Here is an 18,369-nt window from a genome sequence, read left to right on the forward strand (position 1 = left end):
CACCCTCCCCGTCGTGCCGTTCCACCCCTGTCCTGCGGATGATGTCACGCGGCACTGACAGCGCACCCGGCGGTTTTCATCCCCCGGCGGGCGTCCCCAACCGGGGGTGCTCGTCCAGCAGTCGGGTCGGGGCGGCCTGGCGCCAGGAGTCGGCGAGGATGTCCCGCAGCTCCGCCTCGTCCTCCAGCGCCGCCAGCCGGGCGCGGACCCAGGCGAACTGCGCCTCGTGCCCGGCGATCCAGAACTTCTTCGGCTCGGCGAGCACCAGTTCGTCGCGCTCCTCCTTGGGGCAGCGCACGGCGATCGAGGTCTCGTCCTCGGGCAGCGTGGCGAACATCTTGCCCGCCACCCGGAAGGTGGGCATGCTCCAGGCGATCTTCTCCGAGGTGTCGGGGAGCGAGAGGGCGATTCGGCGTACGGCTTCGGCATCCGGCATGACAGGCACCGTAGCGGCTGCCACTGACAATCACCTGGTGGGAGGGGTCAGCGGCCCGCTGGAGCGGCCCCGGGCCGCTTGTAGTAGAGCGAGGTCGGCCGCAGTACCCCGCCGGGGTCGGCCGCGTAGTCCGGGATCGCGCCGACCCTGGTCCAGCCCGCCGCCCCGTACAGCCGCTCGGCGCCGCTGCCGGTCTCGGTGTCGAGGTGGAGAAGGGTGATGCCGGACGCGGCGGCGGCCTCCTCGGCGGTGGTGAGCAGCAGGCGGCCGAGGCCCTGTCCGCGCGCGTCCCGGTGCACCATCAGCTTGACCAGTTCGGCCCGGTGGCGGCTGTTGGGCTTGTCGGCGAACGCGAGGCCGACGGTTCCGGCCGCGCGCCCGTCCCGGAGGGCGATCCAGACCGCGTGCCGCCCCTGCCGCACCTCGTCGGCCCGTTCCTTCCACCAGGCGAGGGCCTCGCCGCGGCCGAGCGGTGCGAGGAAGCCGATGGAGGCGCCGCTGTCGACGGTGTCCACCAGCAGGTCCGCCAGGTCGTCCGCGAGGGCCTCCAGCCGGGCCGCGGCCGCGCGCAGGATCGTCACGGCAGCACCACCGCCAGCAGATACCGGACGGCCCCGGGCCCCGGGCAGCGAAAACGGGTGGCCCCCCAGACCCGCAGCCGCAGACAGTCCCCCTCCTCCAACCGGTGCTCCGTGTCGCCCGCGGTGACCTCCAGGGTGCCTTCCAGAATCCAGAGGTGCTGTTCCAGTCCGGGCACGGGCGGGCGGTCGTAGGCGAGGTCGGCGCCCGCGGTGAGCCTGCCCTCGACCAGTTCGCCGCGCAGCCCGGGATGCGGCGGCGACACGGACCGCCGTACGAAGCCGGAGGCGCGGTCCTCCCAGCGGGGCTGCTCTGCGGCGCGCAGCAGGGGCGCGGGTTCGCCCTCGACCTCGCCCAGCAGCCGGGACATGGTCCGGCCGTAGACATGGCACAGCCGGTTGAGGGTGGCGGCGGTGGGGCTGATCTCGGCGCGTTCGGCCCGCGAGAGGGTGGAGCGGCTCACTCCGGTGCGCTCCGCGAGATCGTCCAGGGACCAGCCGTGCTCGGCCCGGAGCGCGGCGAGCCGCGCGGCGAGCCGGGCGTCGACTGGGTCATGGCCTCTCATACGAGAGAGACTATCTGCATTTCGTCCCAGATGCGAGATAGCGGGGTTCCTGGGGGCCTCATAGCGAGGGGCGCCGGGCTCCCTGTGGGCTTCATAGCGAGGGCTCCCTGGGGGCTTCATAGCGCGAGGTCCCCGAGAGCCTCGGTCTCACACCGGTGCCGCCTCCCCCAGGGCCGCCAGGACCGGGCGGATCAGCGGATGCTCCTCGGCGCCCCGGCGGACGGCCGCGAAGACGCGGCGGGTCGGGGCCACTTGGTCGACCGGGCGGACCACCACACCGGTGAGGTCCATACCGCGCAGCGCGGAGCGCGGGACGAGGGCGACACCGACGGCGGCCGAGGCGAGCGCGACCACCGCTCGGAAGTCGTCGGAGGAGTGCTCAAGGCGGGGCTGGAACCCGGCGTTCTCGCAGGCCAGGACCACCACGTCATGGCAGGGGTTGCCGGGGTAGGGGCCGATCCAGGGGTCCTTGGCCAGCTCGGCGAGCGGCACCACGGCGGCGCCCGCGAGCCGGTGGCCGACCGGCACGACCGCGTCGAACGGCTCGGCGTACAGGGGGACGTGGGTCAGCCGGGGATCGTCGGCGGGCGGCGCTCCCCGGTACTCGACGGCCACCGCCACATCGATCTGCCGGTCCAGGACCATCAGGAGGCTGGCGTCGCCCTCGGCGTCCCGGACGCGGATCCGGATGCCGGGCGCGCTGTCGGCGAGCCGGGCGACGGCCGGGGCGACGACCAGGGCGATACCGGTCGCGAAGGAGGCGACGGTGACCGTGCCCGCCGCGCCCGAGCCGTAGGCGGCGAGTTCCGCCTCGGCCCGCTCCAGCTGGGCCAGCACGGCGTGGGTGTGGCCGAGCAGGATCTCTCCGGCGGGGGTGAGCCGTACGCCCTTGGCGCCGCGCTCGACCAGGCGGTGGCCGGTCTCCTGCTCCAGGGCGGTGAGCTGCTGGGAGACCGCGGAGGGGGTGAGGTAGAGCGCGGCGGCAGCCGCGGTGACCGTGCGGTGGTCGGCCACCGCACGGAGGATGTGGAGCCGCCGTGCTTCGATCATGTGTCCCATTATCCCCGGGGGGTGAGAGGGATCGGCGCTGGTCAGCCCGCCAGTTCCGCCCGAGCCGCCACGAACGCGTCCACCGCCCGCCGTACGTCCTCGGTGCTGTGGGCGGCGGAGAGCTGGACCCGGATACGGGCCTGGCCCTGGGGGACGACCGGGTAGGAGAAGCCGATCACGTACACCCCGCGGTCCAGGAGCAGTTCGGCCATCCGGGCCGCCTCCGCCGCGTCGCCGATCATCACGGGCGCGATGGCGTGGTCGCCGGGGAGGAGGTCGAAGCCCTCCTCGGTCATCCGGCTCCGGAACAGCGCGGTGTTCGCGGCGAGCCTCTCCCGCAGGTCACCGGCGGACTCCAGCAGGTCGAGGACCTTGAGGGAGGCGGCGGCGATGACCGGCGCGAGGGTGTTGGAGAAGAGATAGGGGCGGGAGCGCTGGCGCAGCAGGGCGACGATCTCGGCGCGGGCGGCGACATAGCCGCCGGAGGCCCCGCCGAGGGCCTTGCCGAGGGTGCCGGTGACGATGTCGACGCGGTCCATGACGCCGTGCAGTTCGGGGGTGCCGCGCCCGCCGGGGCCGACGAAACCGACGGCGTGGGAGTCGTCGACCATGACCATGGCCCCGTACCGGTCGGCGAGGTCGCAGATGTCGGCGAGGGGGGCGAGGTAGCCGTCCATGGAGAAGACGCCGTCGGTGACGATCAGCCGCCTGCGGGCGTCGGCCGACTCCTTGAGCCGCGCCTCCAGCTCGGCCATGTCCCGGTTGGCGTAGCGCAGGCGGCGGGCCTTGGAGAGGCGGATGCCGTCGATGATGGAGGCGTGGTTGAGGGCGTCGGAGATCACCGCGTCCTCGGGGCCGAGCAGGGTCTCGAAGACACCGCCGTTGGCGTCGAAGCAGGAGGAGTAGAGGATCGTGTCCTCCTGGCCGAGGAAGGCCGACAGCCGGGCCTCCAGCTGCTTGTGCACCTCCTGCGTCCCGCAGATGAAGCGGACGGAGGCCATGCCGTAGCCCCAGCGGTCCAGCGCCTCGTGCGCGGCGGCGACGACCTCGGGGTGGTCGGCGAGCCCGAGGTAGTTGTTGGCGCAGAAGTTGAGGACCTCGCCGGGGCGTCCGCCCGCGGTGACCGTGACGGTCGCGGACTGCGGGGTGCCGAGGACCCGCTCGGGCTTGTGCAGTCCGGCGGCGCGGATCTCGTCGAGGGTGGCGCGCAGATCGTCACGCACGGAGTCGAACATCGGGGGCTCCTGAGAGGAGAGGAGGAGGAAGAAGAAGAGAGGAGAACGACGGGTGGACGGAGGGGGAGGCTTACGTGGTCCAGTCCAGGATGACCTTGCCGCCCCGGCCGCTCGCCGCGTCCGCGAAGGCCGCCTCGTGGTCGCGGTAGCCGTAGCGGCCGGTGATCACGGGGGCGAGGTCGAGGCCGCCTTCGAGCAGCACCGACATGGCGTACCAGGTCTCGAACATCTCCCGGCCGTAGATGCCCTTGAGGGTGATCATCGAGGTGACGATCCGGGCCCAGTCGACGGGGAACTCCTCGGCGGGCAGCCCCAGCAGGGCGATCCGGCCGCCGTGGGTCATATTGGCGAGCATGTCGCGCAGCGCCTCGGGGCGGCCGGACATCTCCAGACCGATGTCGAAGCCCTCGCGCAGGCCCAGGGCGCGCTGTCCCTCGGCGATGGGTTCTTGGGAGACGTCGAGCGCCAGGCTCACCCCGATCTTCCGGGCCAGGTCGAGCCGTTCCTCGCTGACATCGGTGATCATCACATGCCGGGCACCCGCGTGCCGGGCCACGGCGGCGGCCATCAGACCGATCGGCCCGGCGCCGGTGATCAGTACGTCCTCGCCGACCAGCGGGAACGACAGCGCGGTGTGCACGGCGTTGCCGAACGGGTCGAAGAGGGCGGCCACATCGAGGTCGACCGGGACGCGGTGCACCCAGACGTTCCCGGCGGGCAGGGCCACGTACTCGGCGAAGGCGCCGTCGCGGCCGACGCCCAGTCCGACGGTGGCCCGGCACAGATGGCGCCGCCCGGCCTGGCAGTTGCGGCACTTGCCGCACACCAGATGGCCTTCGCCGCTGACCCGGTCGCCGACGGCGACCTCGGTGACGTCCCGGCCGATCGCGACGGCCTCGCCGACGAACTCGTGGCCGACGACCAGCGGGGTGCGGATCGCCTGCCGGGCCCAGCCGTCCCAGGACCGGATGTGCAGATCGGTGCCGCAGATGCCGGTGCGCAGCACCTTGATGAGGACATCGCCGGGTCCGACGGCCGGTTCGGGCACGTCCGCGAGCCACAGACCGGGCTCGGCCTTCTCCTTGACCAGCGCCTTCACGGACGGCTCCAGGGGTTCGGGTCCCGGGCCCGCGCATGCCGAAGTGGCCCGGACCGGGGGAAGGGTGGATTCCCGGAGCAATCTGCCGCACCGGAGCCGCCCGGTCCATCGAGGATTTCTTAACCGGTGCCGCAGCTTTCCTACAGACCCCGCTACGGCAGCACCACACTCTGCCGGACCCAGTACGGCACCCTGCCAGGCCCAGTACGGCACCCGGGCCTGACCCCGCTACGGCACCCGGCCCACTCCCGGGTGCCTCGCGCCGCTCCCTCTGCGAGGCTCGGCCTCCGGTGGCGGGGACGGCCCGCGCCGGAACGGGAGAGCCGAGAGAGCGGGAGAGCCGAGATGCGTGAGTTTCTGGTGCGGATCACCACGACCGTGCCCGAGGGCACCCCGCCCGAGGAGGTCGCCGCGCGCCGCGCCGCCGAGGCGGAGCACGCCGGGGAGCTGGCCGCCGCCGGTCACCTCTACCGGCTGTGGCGCCCCGAGGGCGAACGCCGCGCCAGCGTCGGCATCTGGTGCGCCGACAACGAGGCGGAGCTGCACGCCAAGGTGCTGGACACCCTGCCGCTGCGGCCCTGGATGACCGTCGCCGTCACTCCGCTCGAACCGCACCCCAGTGACCCGGGCCGCGCCGACGGCTCCCCCTGAACGGCGCCCGGACGCGCCCGGGAGCGACGCCCCGCGCGCGATGGGCCCCGCAGCGCGGCTCGGGCGGCGAGAATCGTGGGGAGATCACCGGCCGCCCAGGCCGGTGGCGCGTTCGGCCGACCGACCAGGAGCCGCTCATGAACACCGCCCGGGACCTCGCCATCGCCGCCCTGGACGCGGCACCCGACCACGGCCCGGCCCAGGGCGATCTGTCGCTCGCGCTGGCCGGTGCCGAACTCCTCGACCTCGCCGACGCGGGCGCGCTCTCCCTGGACGGCGACGACATCGTCCCCGGCACGACGACCTCGACGGGCGACCCCCTGCTGGACGAGGCCGCCGCCCTGGTCGTCCGGGAACTGCCCCACGAGTCGGTGGAGGACTGGCTGTGGCGGCGGGGCCGGGAGCTGGCCGCGGCCTACACGGCCGATCTGGAGCGGGCGGGGCTGGCCACCCGGCGCGGCGGACGCCGGCTTCCCGTGCGCTCCTCCCGGACGACGCTGGTGGACTCGCCGGAGCGGGTCCGGGCCCATGAGCGCCTCACCTCCGGCGACCCGGTGTTCACCGCGCTGGCCGTCTCCGCCGGGATCCTGGAGGACCCGAACGAGGACCCGAACGCGGGCGCCGACGAGGACACCCGGAGCGCCGAGGACCCCCAGGGCACCAAAGACGCCAAGGACGCCAAGGACGCCAAGGACACCGACGACAGCGCGGACACCGACGACAGCGAGGACGGCGGCGACACCGACCACGACGGTCAGATCACCGACGACACCGTCATCGCCGTACTCGCCGGAGTCGGCGACGCGGTGATGGAGCTGGAGGCCGTCCGTCAGCGGCGGGCCATCGAGAGCGCGGCGTTCGACAATGTCTGGCGGGGCTGGTGACGCCCGGCGTCACAGCGCCGGGAACCCGTCCGTCTCCCGGCGCTCCAGCCGGGCGGTGAGTTCCGCGGCGGCGGCCTTCATGGTCTCCAGACCGGGTCTGCCCCAGGGGCGCGGGGCGATGTCGGAGACGGAGACCGTGCCCAGGACCATCCCGCAGGTGTCGATCATCGGAGCGCCCAGATACGACCGGACGCCGAACGCGTCGACCACCGGATTGCCCGCGAAGCGCGGGAAGTCGCGGACGTCGTCCAGGGCGAGGGCCCGGCGCCGGGCCACCACATGGGGACAGTAACCGTGGTCACGCGGCTGGAAGCGGCCGAACTCGGGCCGGGTGCCGTCCTCCCGGACCACCGGCACGGGGTCCACCACATGCAGCCCGGCGAAGAACTGCCCTTGTTCGCACAGGAAGTTGACCATCGCGTAGGGCACCCCCACATGGTCGGCGAGACCGGTCGCGAAGGCGTCGAGGGCGGGCTCCGGACGGGCGCCGATGCCCAGTCCGCGCAGTCGGCGGGCGCGGGCCGGGGCCTCCTTGTCGTCGGGCGTGAGCAGCAGCCGACCGACCGGGCGGGGCGGGTCGTAGCTCATCGCACGGCTCCCGCGCGGTGGACGCTTAGCATGTGCGGCTCCGATGGCTGGGCCGGGGCGAGCGGCGGGACGGCGGTCACCTGGGCACGCCATGGCTCGGCGCGGGGGCCGGCGCGTGCGCGATCAGATGCCGTACGAGGGTGAGCAGGGTCTGCACCCCGGACGCGGAGATCCGGGCGTCGCAGCGCACGACCGGGATCCTCGGGTCCAGGTCGAGCGCGGCGCGCACCTCGTCGGGCGCGTAGCGGTGACCGCCGTCGAACTCATTGACGGCGACGATGAATCCGAGGCCGCGTTCCTCGAAGAAGTCGACGGCGGCGAAGCACTCGGCGAGGCGCCGGGTGTCGGCCAGGACGACCGCGCCGAGGGCGCCCTCGGACAGCTCGTCCCACATGAACCAGAACCGTTCCTGTCCGGGGGTGCCGAACAGGTACAGCACATGCCGGGGGTCGAGGGTGATCCGGCCGAAGTCCATGGCGACGGTGGTCTCGACCTTGTTCTCGACGCCGTCGAGGCTGTCGGTGGCCGCGCTGACGGTGGTGAGCAGTTCCTCGGTGCTGAGCGGGGCGATCTCGCTGACCGCGCCGACGAAGGTGGTCTTGCCGACGCCGAAGCCGCCCGCGACCAGGATCTTCAGCGCGGTGGGGAAGGGGTCGCCGTCCCCGCCGCGTGGGTCGTGGCCGGGGTCGCGGCGGCTGCGGGGGACGCGCGGGACGGGGTCGTGGTGGAGGGATTCGTAGAGGGGGGTGGGGGTGGGGTCGGCGTGGCGCCGGTCGTCGTGGTCAGAGCTGTCGTCGTAGTCCATCGAGCACTGCCTCCAAAAGAGCCCGGTCTGTGGGGTTGTGGTGGAACGCGGGGGGCCTGGTGGTGAGCACCCCACAGTCGACCAGGTCGGACAGCAGCACCTTGGTGACCACCGCCGGCAGCTTCAGGTGGGCTGCCACCTCGGCGACGGGGACGGGTGCCCGGCACAGGGCGAGGGCCTGTGCGTGCTCCGGACCGAGATGGCCGAGGGGGGTCGCCCCGGTGGCCATCACCTGTGACATCAGATCGAGTGCGACGGTCGGACGGGTACGGCCGTTGCTGACGGTGAACGGCCGCACCAGCCGTCCCGCCGCCTCGTCGAGCCAGGGCCCGTCACCGGCCGCCACCACGCTCAGGACCTCATCGCCGTGGGTTCGACGGCGTGCTGCCGGGGCGCGGTGACCAGATAGGGGCGGACGCTCTTGACCAGCATGGCCATCTCGTAGCCGAGCACCGCGGCGTCGGCCTCCCGGCCGGCCAGGACGGCGAGACAGGTGCCCGAGCCGGCCTTGGTGACGAACAGCAGCATCGCGTCGAGTTCGACCACGACCTGGCGGACATCGCCGCTGTCGCCGAAGCGGACTCCGGCGCTGCGGCCGAGCGAGTACAGCCCGGAGGCCAGGGCCGCCATGTGGTCGGCGCTGTCGGGGTCGAGGCCATGCACCGACTTGACCAGTCCGTCGCTGGAGAGGAGGACGGCGCTGCTGGTGTGCGGTACGCGCTGCACGAGGCCGCTCATCAGCCAGTCGAGATCGGATGCGTGGCCGGTGTGCGCATCGCTCGCCATGGTGGATCGACTCCTTGGGGTACGAAGGTCTGCGGGAGCGGTGGGGATGACGGGGGTGGTGGGGATGACGGGGGTGGTGGTGGGGCGGGGGGTTTTCATCCGGCGGGAGCGCTCCCGTCGTGCCGGACGGTGGGGTGGTGGTGCGCTGCGGTGCGGGACGGCAGGGGGGCCGGACGCGGGACGGGGGCGAGGGGGGCCGCCTGGGGTTCGTGGGGGAGGTCCGGCGGGACGGTGTCCGGGTCGGGGCCGTAGCGGGCCTCGGCGAGGCTGACGCCGCGCTGGTAGGCGGCCATCAGCCCGGGGTCGTGGCCCTCGTCGGTGTCGGGGTCCTCGCGGCCGGCGGGGCGTTCGCGCAACTGGGGGGCGAGGTGGTGCTGGGCGTGGCGGCGGGGCAGTTGGGGGCGGCCGATCGTGCCGCGCACCGCCCCCGGTCGGGGGGTCAGGGGGGTGGTCGCGTGCTCCGCCAGGAACGACCCCTCGCCGGACGGGGCAGCGGGGGCGGCGACGGCCGACGCGGACGGCCCGTCGGAACGCTCGTCGTAGGCGCCCCGCACGGGCAGCGGCTCGGCCCCGGCGTGCGCTGCGCTCCCGATGCCGTACGAGACCGGCGCACCCCCCGTGTCGTACGGCCCGACCGTGTGCGCGCCGCCGCCGTACGGGCCGGTGAGGGCGCCTCCCGACCCGTACCCGGCGTCGTGGGTGACCGGCATGGCACCGGTGTCGGTCTGGTCGGTGGTGGTGGGGGTGGGGGGCGGGGTGCCGAGGAGGGCGCCGGGGACGACCAGGACGGCCTGGACACCGCCGTAGATATTGGTCTGGAGGCGGACGGTGATGCCGTGGCGGCGGGCGAGTTGGGAGACCACGAACAGGCCGATGCGGCCGTCGGCGAGGAGGCTGGCGACATTGACCTGGTCCGGGTCGGTCAGCAGGGCGTTCATCCGGGCCTGCTCCTCGACGGGCATCCCGAGGCCGCGGTCCTCGACCTCGACGGCGAGCCCGGAGGTGACGAGGCCGGCCCGCAGCAGGACCTGGGTCCCCGGGGCGGAGTACAGGGTGGCGTTCTCGACGAGTTCGGCGAGCAGATGGATGACATCGGCGACGGCGTGGCCGCGCAGGGTGCCGTCGACCGGGGGCACCAGTTTGACCCGGGAGTACTGCTCGACCTCGGCGATGGCGGAGCGCAGCACCTCGGTCATGGGGAGCGGGTTGCTCCACTGGCGGCGGGAGACGGCGCCGCCGAGCACGGCGAGGTTCTCGGCGTGGCGGCGGATGCGGGTGGCGAGGTGGTCGACCTGGAAGAGGCCCTTGAGGAGTTCGGGGTCCTCCAGTTCGTTCTCCAGGTCGTCGAGGATGGCGATCTCGCGGTGCACCAGGGACTGGAGGCGCCGGGCGAGATTGACGAAGACCTCCAGTTTCTGTTCGCTGCCGGTCCGGCTGGAGAGCTGGGCGGCCTGGACGACACAGGCGAGGGCGCCGTCGTGGGCGCGGGCGAGATCGGCGGCGAGGAGTTCGAAGTCGTCGGCGTCGGCGGGCGGGGTGCCGTGGGTCTTGCGGCGGGGCGGTGGATCGCCGCGGCGCAGGGTGTCGACCAGGGCGCGCAGTTCGGCCTCGCGCCGGGTGGCGCCGCGGCGCAGCGCGTCGACCCGTTCCTGGACGGACCGGGAGGCGCGGCGGGCCGCGATGGCGGCGATGGCGACGGCGGCGAAGGTCACCGAGACGGCTCCGGCCAGCACGGCGAGCAGGGTGGGGCTGAGCGGCAGACGGGCGGAGCGGACGGTGAAGGTGACGGCGGACGCGGCCCCGAGGGCGACCGCGATCGGGGGCAGTACCGCGAGCCGGATCAGCTGTGACCGTATGTGGGCCTCGGGCAGCGAGGGGGTGGTGCGGGCGACCGGCCGTCCGTGCCGGCCGCCTTCGCGGCGGTCTGCGCGTGCGGCCGGTGCGCGGAGGTGTGACATCGGTTCCCTCGTACTGGTCCGTCGGTCGGGCCGGTGGCTCGCGCGCGGGGCGCGAGGCGGGCAGGGTGCCCTCGCGGTGCCGGTCGTGAGAGCAGAGCCGTGATGATCGGTTGTTCGGCTTCTCGTCGCCCGACGGACACTCACAGTAGTCGCCGAAGCGCCACGCGCGGTGGGCAGTTGACAAACTCCTCCGCCCGGCGTCCCGCTCTGGTATGAGGCGTCGTACGACAGGCCGAGAGGTCGACCGCGACGGGGCGGGCCGACCCTCCACATGCGATCAATGCTGGTCGGTTGCGGTCATGAAGAGACGGCGGGGGTGGAGGGGCGCCGCTCCCCTCCACCCCCGCCGTCTGCGCCGGCTGCGCGCGATCGATCGTTCCGGACCCCCGGGGATCGTTTCCGATCTCCGGATGCCCACCCCAGAACATCACCCACCGTGACCAGCGGGCGGGGTCAGGGCTTACGGGCGACCGCCCCGTACATCGCGATGTCCTCGTCGCGGATGTTCTGCTCGCCGGTGCCGTCGGGGTGCCATTTGTGGACCTGGACGATGCCGGGCTCGACCAGTTCGAGACCGTCGAAGAACTCGTGCGCCTCGTCGATCGTCCGCAGCCGCATCGGCATGTCCCGGGCGGCGTACTCCCGGGCGACCCGGGCGACGTCGTCCGGGGCGAACTCGGCGGTGCCGATGGACATCGCGAGATAGCTCCCGGACGGCAGCGGCTCCAGCAGCCGGCGCACGATGGCGACCGCGTCGTCCTCGTCCAGGACGAAGTGCACGATGGCGATGACGGTGAGCGCCACCGGCCGGTCCGGGTCGAGGGTCTCGCGCAGTTCGGGGGCGTTCAGGATGGAGCCGGGGTCGCGGAAGTCGGCCTCGATGTACGCCGTCCGGCCCTCGGGCGAGCTGGCCAGCAGGCCCTGGGAGAGGGTGAGGACGATCGGGTCGTTGTCGACGTAGACGACCCGGGACTCGGGTGCCACCGCCTGGGCGATCTCATGCAGATTGGGCGAGGTGGGGATGCCGGTGCCGATGTCCAGGAACTGGCGCATCCCGGCGTCCTCGGCGAGCCAGCGCACGGCCCGGTTCATCCAGTCGCGGTTGGCCCGCATATGGATCGGGAGCGCGGGCCACTCCCGGGACATGGCATCGCCCGCCTCCTGGTCGGCGGGGTAGTAGTCCTTGCCGCCCAGGATGTAGTCGTAGATCCGCGCGGAGTGCGCGTGCTCGGTGTCGATACGGTCGGCCGGCCATCCGTTGTCAGGCAACGCGGGGGCTTCCTTTCGGGTCGGATGAGGTGACGGGTGATGAGAGGTGGGTGATGGGTGATAGTCCAGCGATTAGCGATAACAGCAGGGGAACCGGCGGTTCGCCCGGGGAACCCGCGGGTTCACAGCAGAAAGTCGGCGTCACCCGCCTTCACGGCCCATAGGAATCGGGACATCTCCCTCGGAGTGAACACCAGGGCCGGGCCGTCCGGGTCGGTCGACTGGCGTACGGCGACGCGTCCGTCGGCCAGCTTCATCACCTCGACGCAGGCGCCGCCCGCGTCGTCGCTCCAGGGCTTGGCCCAGCCGGCGGCGTCCAGCTCGCGGGCGGGCATGCCGTTGTGGACCCGGGTCCGGGGGCGGGTGAGGGGAGGTGGCTGGGGTTCTTGGCGGGGGGTCTCGCGGGGGCCGCGGTGGGGCACGTGTGACTCCTTAGAACTCCTTGCGGATCAGAACTCCTGGTGGATCAGAACTCCTGGTGGATCAGAACTCCTTGCGGATCAGTACTCCTTGCGGATCGCTCCGAGATGGGACTCGGTCCTGCTGACGGGCGCCGCCTGGGCGCCCAGCCGGTCCAGGGCCTCGCGGTACACCACGACGTCGTCCCTCTTGTCCAGATACACGGCACCCACGAGGCCGTTGAGGTAAACGATGTCGGGCAGCTCGGGGGCTTGGAACCGGAAGATGTGGTATGCGCCCGCCCGCATCGCCGGGTGCGGGCCGTTGGCGAACCGCATGACCTGGAGCGTCACATGCGGCAGCCGGTTCATCTCGATCAGATGGTCGATCTGCGCGCGCATCACCTCCGCGCCGCCGACCGGCCAGCGCAGCACGGTCTCGTCCATCACCACCCACAGCCGCGGCGGCACCGGCCGGGTCAGCAGTTCCTGGCGGCGCATCCGCAGGGCCACCCGGCGCTCGGTGGCCTCCGGGGCGGCGTGCGGGTTCCCGGCGCCGAGCAGGGCACGGGCGTAGTCCCTGGTCTGGAGAAGTCCGTGCACGAACTGGTTCTCGTAGGCGCGGATCTGGAGGGCGGCCTGTTCCAGGCTGAGATACGCGGCGAACCAGTCCGGCATGACATCGCGGTAGGTGTGCCACCAGCCGCGCTTGTTGGCCTCGCGCACCGACTTCAGAAAGGTGTCGATCTCCTGCGGGTCCGTGACCCCGTAGATCTGGAGCAGCTTCTCGGCGTCCGCGAGGCGCAGCCGGGCCACCTTGGCGGCCTCCATCCGGCGGATCGTGGAGTGGCTGACCCCGATCGCCTCACCGGCCTGCTCAAACGTCAGACCGGCCCGGACCCGCAGTTCCTCCAGCTGCCGTCCCAGGATCATGCGCAGGACGGAGGGAGCGCCGCCCCAGTCGGTCTCCGCGGTCACGCCTTACCCCCTTGAGCCTTCCGGGTTCCAGGGCCAACCGTCTCACGCGATCACCGCCACCCGTGGGGTCGATCACGTTCTGCCGTCCTCCGCCCTCAGCATGCACGTGCCCATTTGCAATTTTCAACTTGCAGGTTGCGAAAGGTCGTTGCCGGATGACACATTGGTCCTACTGTCCCGACGCGCTCAATCGGCTAGGACCACAGCTCAGTTGAGCCGGGCGGGGAAGTGACCCACTGTCGTCGGATGCGGCTGACCACCGCACCCGCGCGTGGCCGGGCCCATGGTGCGACTCCGGTAAGGCCCCGGGCACATGGCAGACGAAAGGCGTGCGGCGATGGCTTCGCCCTACCTCCCCCACCCGCCGGCACAACTGCCCCTGTCCGGCTTGCTGAGAGCGGTGCCCGCGAGCAGGCGCCCGCATGACGACGCGCACGGCGGCGCGCGTGAGCACACGCGTGCTCCAGAACCACCCGGAGGCGAGTTCGCCGGTCAACTCCCTGGGGACCCGTGCCCCGACCGCCTCGCCTCCGGGGATCACCCCTCCCCCGCGTCCCACCCCGCCGGGGAGACCGCGGCACGCTTATCGGACGCGTTCACCCTCCCGGCCGTCCCGGCGTCCGTCGGCGCGGCCCGTCGCCGTGTCCGGGCCCAGCTGGACGCCTGGCACATAGCCGACGAGATCCAGGACGACGCGATCGTCGTCACCTCGGAACTGGTGACCAACGCGGTGACCCACTCGGCGAGCGAGTACGTGGTGTACCGGCTGCGCCGGACCGCGACGACGCTGCGGATCGAGGTGGAGGACCAGAACCGCTGTGCCGCCCTGCCCACGCCCCGCTGCTCGGCGCCCGACGACCAGAGCGGACGCGGTCTGCTGCTGGTCGCCGCGGTGAGCGCGGAGTGGGGCATCGGGACCACGGCGGACGGTGGTGGTCTGATCGTGTGGGCGGAGTTGGCGACGGGCGTCGGGGTGGTCCGGGCGACCCCGGAGAGCCCCGTTCAGGTGGTCCGGACGACCCCGGAGAGGCCGGCGAGCCCGGTCCCGGCGGTCCCCGTTCCGGCGATGCCCGTTCCGGTGGTCCCGGACTCAGCCGCCCCGGCGATCCCGGCCCCGGCGGCTCCGGCGGCCCCGGTCCCCGTCCATGCGGCCCCAGTCACCCCGGTCCATGCGGCCCCGGCGATCCCCATCCCGGCGGGCCCGGCGATCCCATCGGGCCCGGCGGCTCCGACCACCCCGGTTCCAGCCGCCCCCGCCGCAGCGCCGGAGCGAATCCGGGGCACCGCCCCCGCGTCGACGACCGCCCCCGCGACCATGACCACCCCCGCATCGACGGCCCTCCCCCACGACCGCGCACCGGCCGGCAACCCCCGCGACACCGTGCGGCCCACCCCGGCCGGGGTCCCCGCGCGCAGTGCGCCGCACTCAGCGGTGCCGGACCACCTTGAGACCGCCACCGGCCCATCCCCCACCAGGCCGAAGGATGAACACCATGCTCCGACCCCAGGGCACTGAGCCCCGCCCCCACTCCGCAGTCCACTCCGCAGTCCACCGGGCAGCCCACCCCGCCGTCCACCGGGCCGACCCGTCCTGGACCCCGACCCGCCCCAGGCCGGAAGCCCGCGTGGGCCCCGGCAGCCTCGCGCACCCCCTGCACCCCGGAGCACCGGCCGACGACCGGAGCTGAGCGAGCGGGCCGGACCCCTGAAACGAACCCGGCCCGCCCGACGGCCCCCTACCTCACCTGTCCCCGGCCAGATCGAGGCCGCCCCGGGTCCCCGTACCAGGCGTACCCGGCGTCCCCGGCGTCTCCGGATCCGCACCGGCGTCCGTCGCCGTGCCCCCGGTCCCCGCCGGGGATCCGGCCCGCTCCCGCCAGGGCCGGTCGATGCGCGCGGACACCGCGCGCCACCAGCGCTCGGTGGGCAGCGCGCCCTCCGGTTCAAAAGGCCGGCCGGGCTGCGGGAACGCGGCCCGCTGACCCGCGGCCTCGGTCGCGTCGGCGGTCCACTCGGCGGGCTCCGCCCAGGGGTGCCCGGCGAGGTTGAAGGTGCCCCAGTGGATGGGCAGCAGAACACCGCCGGGGCTGCCGCCCTGGAGGTCGAGATGGGCCCGCAGTGCCTCCTCGGGCGTCATATGGATGTCGGGCCAGAACTCGCTGTAGGCACCCAGCTGGATCATCGTGGCGTCGAACGGGCCGTGGGCCGCGCCGATGTCCCGGAAGCCCTCGAAGTAGCCGGTGTCACCGCTGTGGAATATGCGGTGCCGGTCACCGGCGACGGACCAGGACGCCCAGAGGGTGTGCTGGGTGTTGCGCAGCCCGCGTCCGCAGAAGTGGCGGGCCGGAGTGGCGGTGAGGGTGAGACCGGCGATCCCGGTCGACTCGTGCCAGTCCAGCTCGCGCAGCCGGTCCGGGGCGATGCCCCAGCGTTCGAGGTGGGCGCCGACGCCGAGCGGGACGGCGAACACGGTGTCCGTGCCCGCCAGCGTCTTGATCGTGGGCAGGTCCAGATGGTCGTAGTGGTCGTGGGAGATGACGATCACATCGACCGGGCCGAGCGCGGTGAGCGGGAGCGGGGCCGGGTGCAGCCGTCTGGGTCCGGCGAACGGGAAGGGGGAGCAGCGCTCGCCCCAGACCGGGTCGAAGAGCACCCGGGCGCCGTCGATCTCGGCGAGCACGCTGGAGTGGCCCATCCAGGTCAGCCGGAGGCCGGAGGCGGGGGGCCGGGCGAGGTCGGCGAGGGTGGTGGCGTGCACCGGGATGGGGGCGGACGGGGAGCGGCGGCGCCGGGCGTCCCCGTCGAAGTACTGCTTCGCGAAGCCGAGCAGGGACGACGGGCTGGTGCGGGCCACACCGCCCGGGTTCTGGAAGACACCGTCCCTGAAGTGGGGCGATCTACGGATGCGCGCCAGACGCTCGCCGCTCGGGTCCGCGCCGAACGCCTCGGGCCGCAGTGCGCGGAGCCCCGGGTCCGGGGAACGGAAGCCGGCCACATTACCTCCAGGTGGAGTCGCTGAGACCTCCATTATGGTCGCCCCCTGTGACAACGCCGATTGACGCTGCCCGCCCCTCGCTTCGATACTGACCAGTCATTCAGTACGTCATTCAGGACGTCATTCAGTTCAACAGTTCAGTACGACAGTACGGCGGCACGGCAGCGCGCCACCGCCGAGCAGCACCGTGCGGCACACCTCGAAGGAGAGCACCCCCATGTCAGCCCCCCACGCCGGCCCTCTGCTCTCGCTCACCTGGTCCGACCATGTCACCGGCCGGGCGGGCTATCTGGTGGTCGACCGGCTGGTGCGGGGGGTGTCCAGCGGCGGGCTGCGGATGCGCGAGGGCTGCACCCTGGACGAGGTGACCGGCCTCGCCCGTGGCATGACCATGAAAGAGGCGCTGCACTACGACCCCGGGGCGCGCTATGTGCCGCTCGGCGGCGCCAAGGGCGGTATCGACTGCGATCCCCGCTCCCCGGACGCCTATGGGGTGCTGGTGCGCTATCTGCGGGCGATGCGGCCGTACATCGAGAGCTTCTGGACCACCGGGGAGGATCTGGGGCTGACCCAGGACCTGGTGGACCGGGCGGTGGCGGAGGCGGGGCTGGAGTCCTCGGTGCAGGCGGTGCACCCACTGCTGGACGACGGGCCCGCCGCGCGCCGCCGACTCTCGGACGCCTTCGCCGTGGAGGTGGACGGCATCGGGCTGGACGAGCTGGTCGGCGGCTGCGGGGTCGCCGAGGCCGCCCTCGCGGCACTGGACCGCGCCGGGGTGCCGTACGCCGGTACCCGGGTGGCGGTGCAGGGGCTCGGCACGATGGGCGGGGCCACCGCGCGGTTCCTGGCCCGCGCGGGGCTGGCCGTGACCGCCGTCGCCGATGTGTTGGGCACGGTCGCCCATCCGGCCGGGCTGGACGTGGAGGCGTTGCTCGCGGCCCGGGACGGGTACGGCACGGTGGACCGGGCGGCGCTGCGCCCCGGCGACCTTGAGCTGCCCGGGGACGCCTGGCTGGCCGCCGATGTGGACGTCCTGGTCCCCGCCGCCGTGTCCTACGCGATCGACACCACGAACCAGCACCGGATCACCGCCCGCTGGATCGTGGAGGCGGCCAACATGCCGGTGACGGCGGCGGCCGAGGAACTGCTCGCCGCGCGGGGCATCACCGTACTGCCCGATGTCGTGGTGAACTCCGGTACCAACGCCTGGTGGTGGTGGACCCTGTTCGGGGACATCGGCCCGGACGCCGAGGGGGCGCTGCGGCACACCCGGCGCTCCCTGCGCGCGCTGGTCGAGCTGATGCTGACCCGCGCGGAGCGGGACGGCACGACCCCGCGCGCCGCCGCCCACGCGATCGTCGCGGAACGGCTGCCGGTGATCGCGGAGCGGTACGGCTGGTACCGCTGACGGTTCCGGCGGGGCGGCGGCGACGGGGCCGCGCGGCCGTCGGGGCGACGGTGGCGGGCGATAGGGTGGGCCGCCATGGCGAGAGTGCGGTTGAGCGTGGCGGAGCGGCGTGAGGAGATGTTGCGGGCCGCCGTCGGACAGATCGAGGAACGCGGGGTCGCGGCGGTACGGATCGCCGATGTGGCCTCGGCGCTCGGGGTGAGCAACGCGCTCGTGCTGTACCACTTCTCCACCAAGGAGAAGCTGGTCGCCGCCGCCTTCACCCATGCCGCGCAGGACGACCTCGCCCAGCTGCGCAAGCTGCTCGGCCGCCGGACCAGCGCCCTGCGCCGGCTGCGGTCGGCGGTGCGCTGGTACGCCCCCACCGGACCGGCCAAGGGCTGGCGGCTGTGGATCGAGGGCTGGGCGGTGGCGCTGCGCGAACCGGCGCTGGCGGAGGTCACCCGTGAGCTGGACCGCCAGTGGAAGGCGGCGCTCGCCGAGGTGATCGCGGAGGGGGTGGCCGCCGGGGAGTTCCGCTGCGCCGACCCCATGTCCGCCGCGCTGCGGCTGACGGCGCTGCTCGACGGTCTCGCCGTCCAGCTCACGTCGTACGCGGGCGCGGTCCCCCGCGCCCGCGCCCAGCGGTGGGTCGACGAGGCCCTCGCCCGCGAGCTGGACCTGCCGAACCCGTAGGACCCACCCG

20 protein-coding genes are annotated in these 18,369 nt (G+C 73.2%); 5 read left to right on the top strand and 15 right to left on the bottom strand.

From position 1 onward, the window contains the following. Window positions 1-76: 76 nt before the first annotated feature. From ABZX40_RS11505 to tdh, 6 genes are all read right to left on the bottom strand, one after another. Complete coding sequence (locus tag ABZX40_RS11505; RefSeq protein WP_355741283.1) at window positions 77-436, bottom strand: MmcQ/YjbR family DNA-binding protein; 360 nt, start codon at window positions 434-436, stop codon at window positions 77-79. Window positions 437-483: 47 nt separating this feature from the next. Next, on the bottom strand, window positions 484-1,017 hold the full coding sequence (locus ABZX40_RS11510) for a GNAT family N-acetyltransferase (RefSeq protein ID WP_355741281.1): 534 nt from the start codon (window positions 1,015-1,017) through the stop codon (window positions 484-486). Then, window positions 1,014-1,580 carry an XRE family transcriptional regulator gene (locus tag ABZX40_RS11515; protein ID WP_355741279.1) on the bottom strand — a complete coding sequence of 189 codons (567 nt, stop codon included), beginning with the start codon at window positions 1,578-1,580 and terminating at the stop codon, window positions 1,014-1,016. The genes ABZX40_RS11510 and ABZX40_RS11515 overlap by 4 nt, the downstream gene beginning before the upstream one ends. Window positions 1,581-1,727: 147 nt before the next feature. Then, complete coding sequence (locus ABZX40_RS11520) at window positions 1,728-2,630, bottom strand: LysR family transcriptional regulator (RefSeq protein ID WP_355741277.1); 903 nt, start codon at window positions 2,628-2,630, stop codon at window positions 1,728-1,730. A 41-nt stretch (window positions 2,631-2,671) separates the two neighbouring features. Then, on the bottom strand, window positions 2,672-3,865 hold the full coding sequence (locus tag ABZX40_RS11525) for a glycine C-acetyltransferase (protein WP_355741275.1): 1,194 nt from the start codon (window positions 3,863-3,865) through the stop codon (window positions 2,672-2,674). A gap of 70 nt (window positions 3,866-3,935) precedes the next feature. After that, window positions 3,936-4,964 carry an L-threonine 3-dehydrogenase gene (tdh, locus tag ABZX40_RS11530; RefSeq protein ID WP_355741273.1) on the bottom strand — a complete coding sequence of 343 codons (1,029 nt, stop codon included), beginning with the start codon at window positions 4,962-4,964 and terminating at the stop codon, window positions 3,936-3,938. A 345-nt stretch (window positions 4,965-5,309) separates the two neighbouring features. On the opposite strand from tdh, the gene ABZX40_RS11535 reads away from it, so the two are divergent. Beyond that, window positions 5,310-5,615 (top strand): muconolactone Delta-isomerase family protein, encoded by a 306-nt coding sequence (locus tag ABZX40_RS11535; protein WP_355741271.1) that lies wholly within the window; start codon window positions 5,310-5,312, stop codon window positions 5,613-5,615. Between the two features lie 137 nt (window positions 5,616-5,752). Beyond that, a complete protein-coding gene (locus ABZX40_RS11540; protein ID WP_355741269.1) occupies window positions 5,753-6,499 on the top strand; it encodes a GPP34 family phosphoprotein in 747 nt (248 codons plus the stop codon). 9 nt (window positions 6,500-6,508) lie between these two features. Here the strand turns inward: ABZX40_RS11540 and ABZX40_RS11545 are convergent, their stop codons facing one another. The 8 genes from ABZX40_RS11545 to ABZX40_RS11580 all read right to left on the bottom strand — a co-directional run bounded on the left by ABZX40_RS11545 (window position 6,509) and on the right by ABZX40_RS11580 (window position 13,281). Next, window positions 6,509-7,087, bottom strand: coding sequence for a GAF domain-containing protein (locus tag ABZX40_RS11545; RefSeq protein WP_355741267.1), 579 nt, complete (start codon window positions 7,085-7,087; stop codon window positions 6,509-6,511). Between the two features lie 76 nt (window positions 7,088-7,163). Beyond that, window positions 7,164-7,892 carry an ATP/GTP-binding protein gene (locus ABZX40_RS11550; RefSeq protein ID WP_355741265.1) on the bottom strand — a complete coding sequence of 243 codons (729 nt, stop codon included), beginning with the start codon at window positions 7,890-7,892 and terminating at the stop codon, window positions 7,164-7,166. Next, complete coding sequence (locus tag ABZX40_RS11555) at window positions 7,870-8,241, bottom strand: DUF742 domain-containing protein (protein WP_355741263.1); 372 nt, start codon at window positions 8,239-8,241, stop codon at window positions 7,870-7,872. Before ABZX40_RS11555 ends, ABZX40_RS11550 begins: the two co-directional genes overlap by 23 nt. Before the next feature lie 2 nt (window positions 8,242-8,243). After that, entirely contained in the window at window positions 8,244-8,678 is a 435-nt protein-coding gene (locus tag ABZX40_RS11560) for a roadblock/LC7 domain-containing protein (RefSeq protein WP_355741261.1), read from the bottom strand. Between the two features lie 95 nt (window positions 8,679-8,773). Further along, the gene (locus tag ABZX40_RS11565) at window positions 8,774-10,636 is read right to left on the bottom strand and encodes an ATP-binding protein (RefSeq protein ID WP_355741259.1); all 1,863 of its coding nucleotides are present in this window, start codon (window positions 10,634-10,636) and stop codon (window positions 8,774-8,776) included. A 453-nt stretch (window positions 10,637-11,089) separates the two neighbouring features. Continuing rightward, window positions 11,090-11,905, bottom strand: a complete 816-nt coding sequence (locus tag ABZX40_RS11570; protein ID WP_355741257.1) for an SAM-dependent methyltransferase — start codon at window positions 11,903-11,905, stop codon at window positions 11,090-11,092. A 122-nt stretch (window positions 11,906-12,027) separates the two neighbouring features. Continuing rightward, entirely contained in the window at window positions 12,028-12,240 is a 213-nt protein-coding gene (locus tag ABZX40_RS11575; protein WP_355741444.1) for a DUF397 domain-containing protein, read from the bottom strand. Window positions 12,241-12,405: 165 nt separating this feature from the next. Continuing rightward, complete coding sequence (locus ABZX40_RS11580) at window positions 12,406-13,281, bottom strand: helix-turn-helix transcriptional regulator (protein WP_355741256.1); 876 nt, start codon at window positions 13,279-13,281, stop codon at window positions 12,406-12,408. Between the two features lie 337 nt (window positions 13,282-13,618). On the opposite strand from ABZX40_RS11580, the gene ABZX40_RS11585 reads away from it, so the two are divergent. Continuing rightward, window positions 13,619-14,797, top strand: coding sequence for an ATP-binding protein (locus ABZX40_RS11585; RefSeq protein WP_355741254.1), 1,179 nt, complete (start codon window positions 13,619-13,621; stop codon window positions 14,795-14,797). 225 nt (window positions 14,798-15,022) lie between these two features. Here ABZX40_RS11585 and ABZX40_RS11590 read toward each other — a convergent pair whose 3' ends face one another. Continuing rightward, on the bottom strand, window positions 15,023-16,276 hold the full coding sequence (locus ABZX40_RS11590; RefSeq protein WP_355741252.1) for an MBL fold metallo-hydrolase: 1,254 nt from the start codon (window positions 16,274-16,276) through the stop codon (window positions 15,023-15,025). 217 nt (window positions 16,277-16,493) lie between these two features. Between ABZX40_RS11590 and ABZX40_RS11595 the strand changes: the two genes are divergently transcribed. Then, window positions 16,494-17,684: a Glu/Leu/Phe/Val dehydrogenase dimerization domain-containing protein gene (locus tag ABZX40_RS11595; RefSeq protein WP_355741250.1), complete on the top strand. Its 1,191-nt coding sequence runs from the start codon at window positions 16,494-16,496 to the stop codon at window positions 17,682-17,684. 75 nt (window positions 17,685-17,759) lie between these two features. Beyond that, complete coding sequence (locus ABZX40_RS11600; protein WP_355741248.1) at window positions 17,760-18,359, top strand: TetR/AcrR family transcriptional regulator; 600 nt, start codon at window positions 17,760-17,762, stop codon at window positions 18,357-18,359. The last annotated feature ends 10 nt before the right edge of the window (window positions 18,360-18,369 follow it).

The organism is Streptomyces sp. NPDC004610, from assembly GCF_040609715.1.
Classification (GTDB): Bacteria; Actinomycetota; Actinomycetes; order Streptomycetales; family Streptomycetaceae; genus Streptomyces.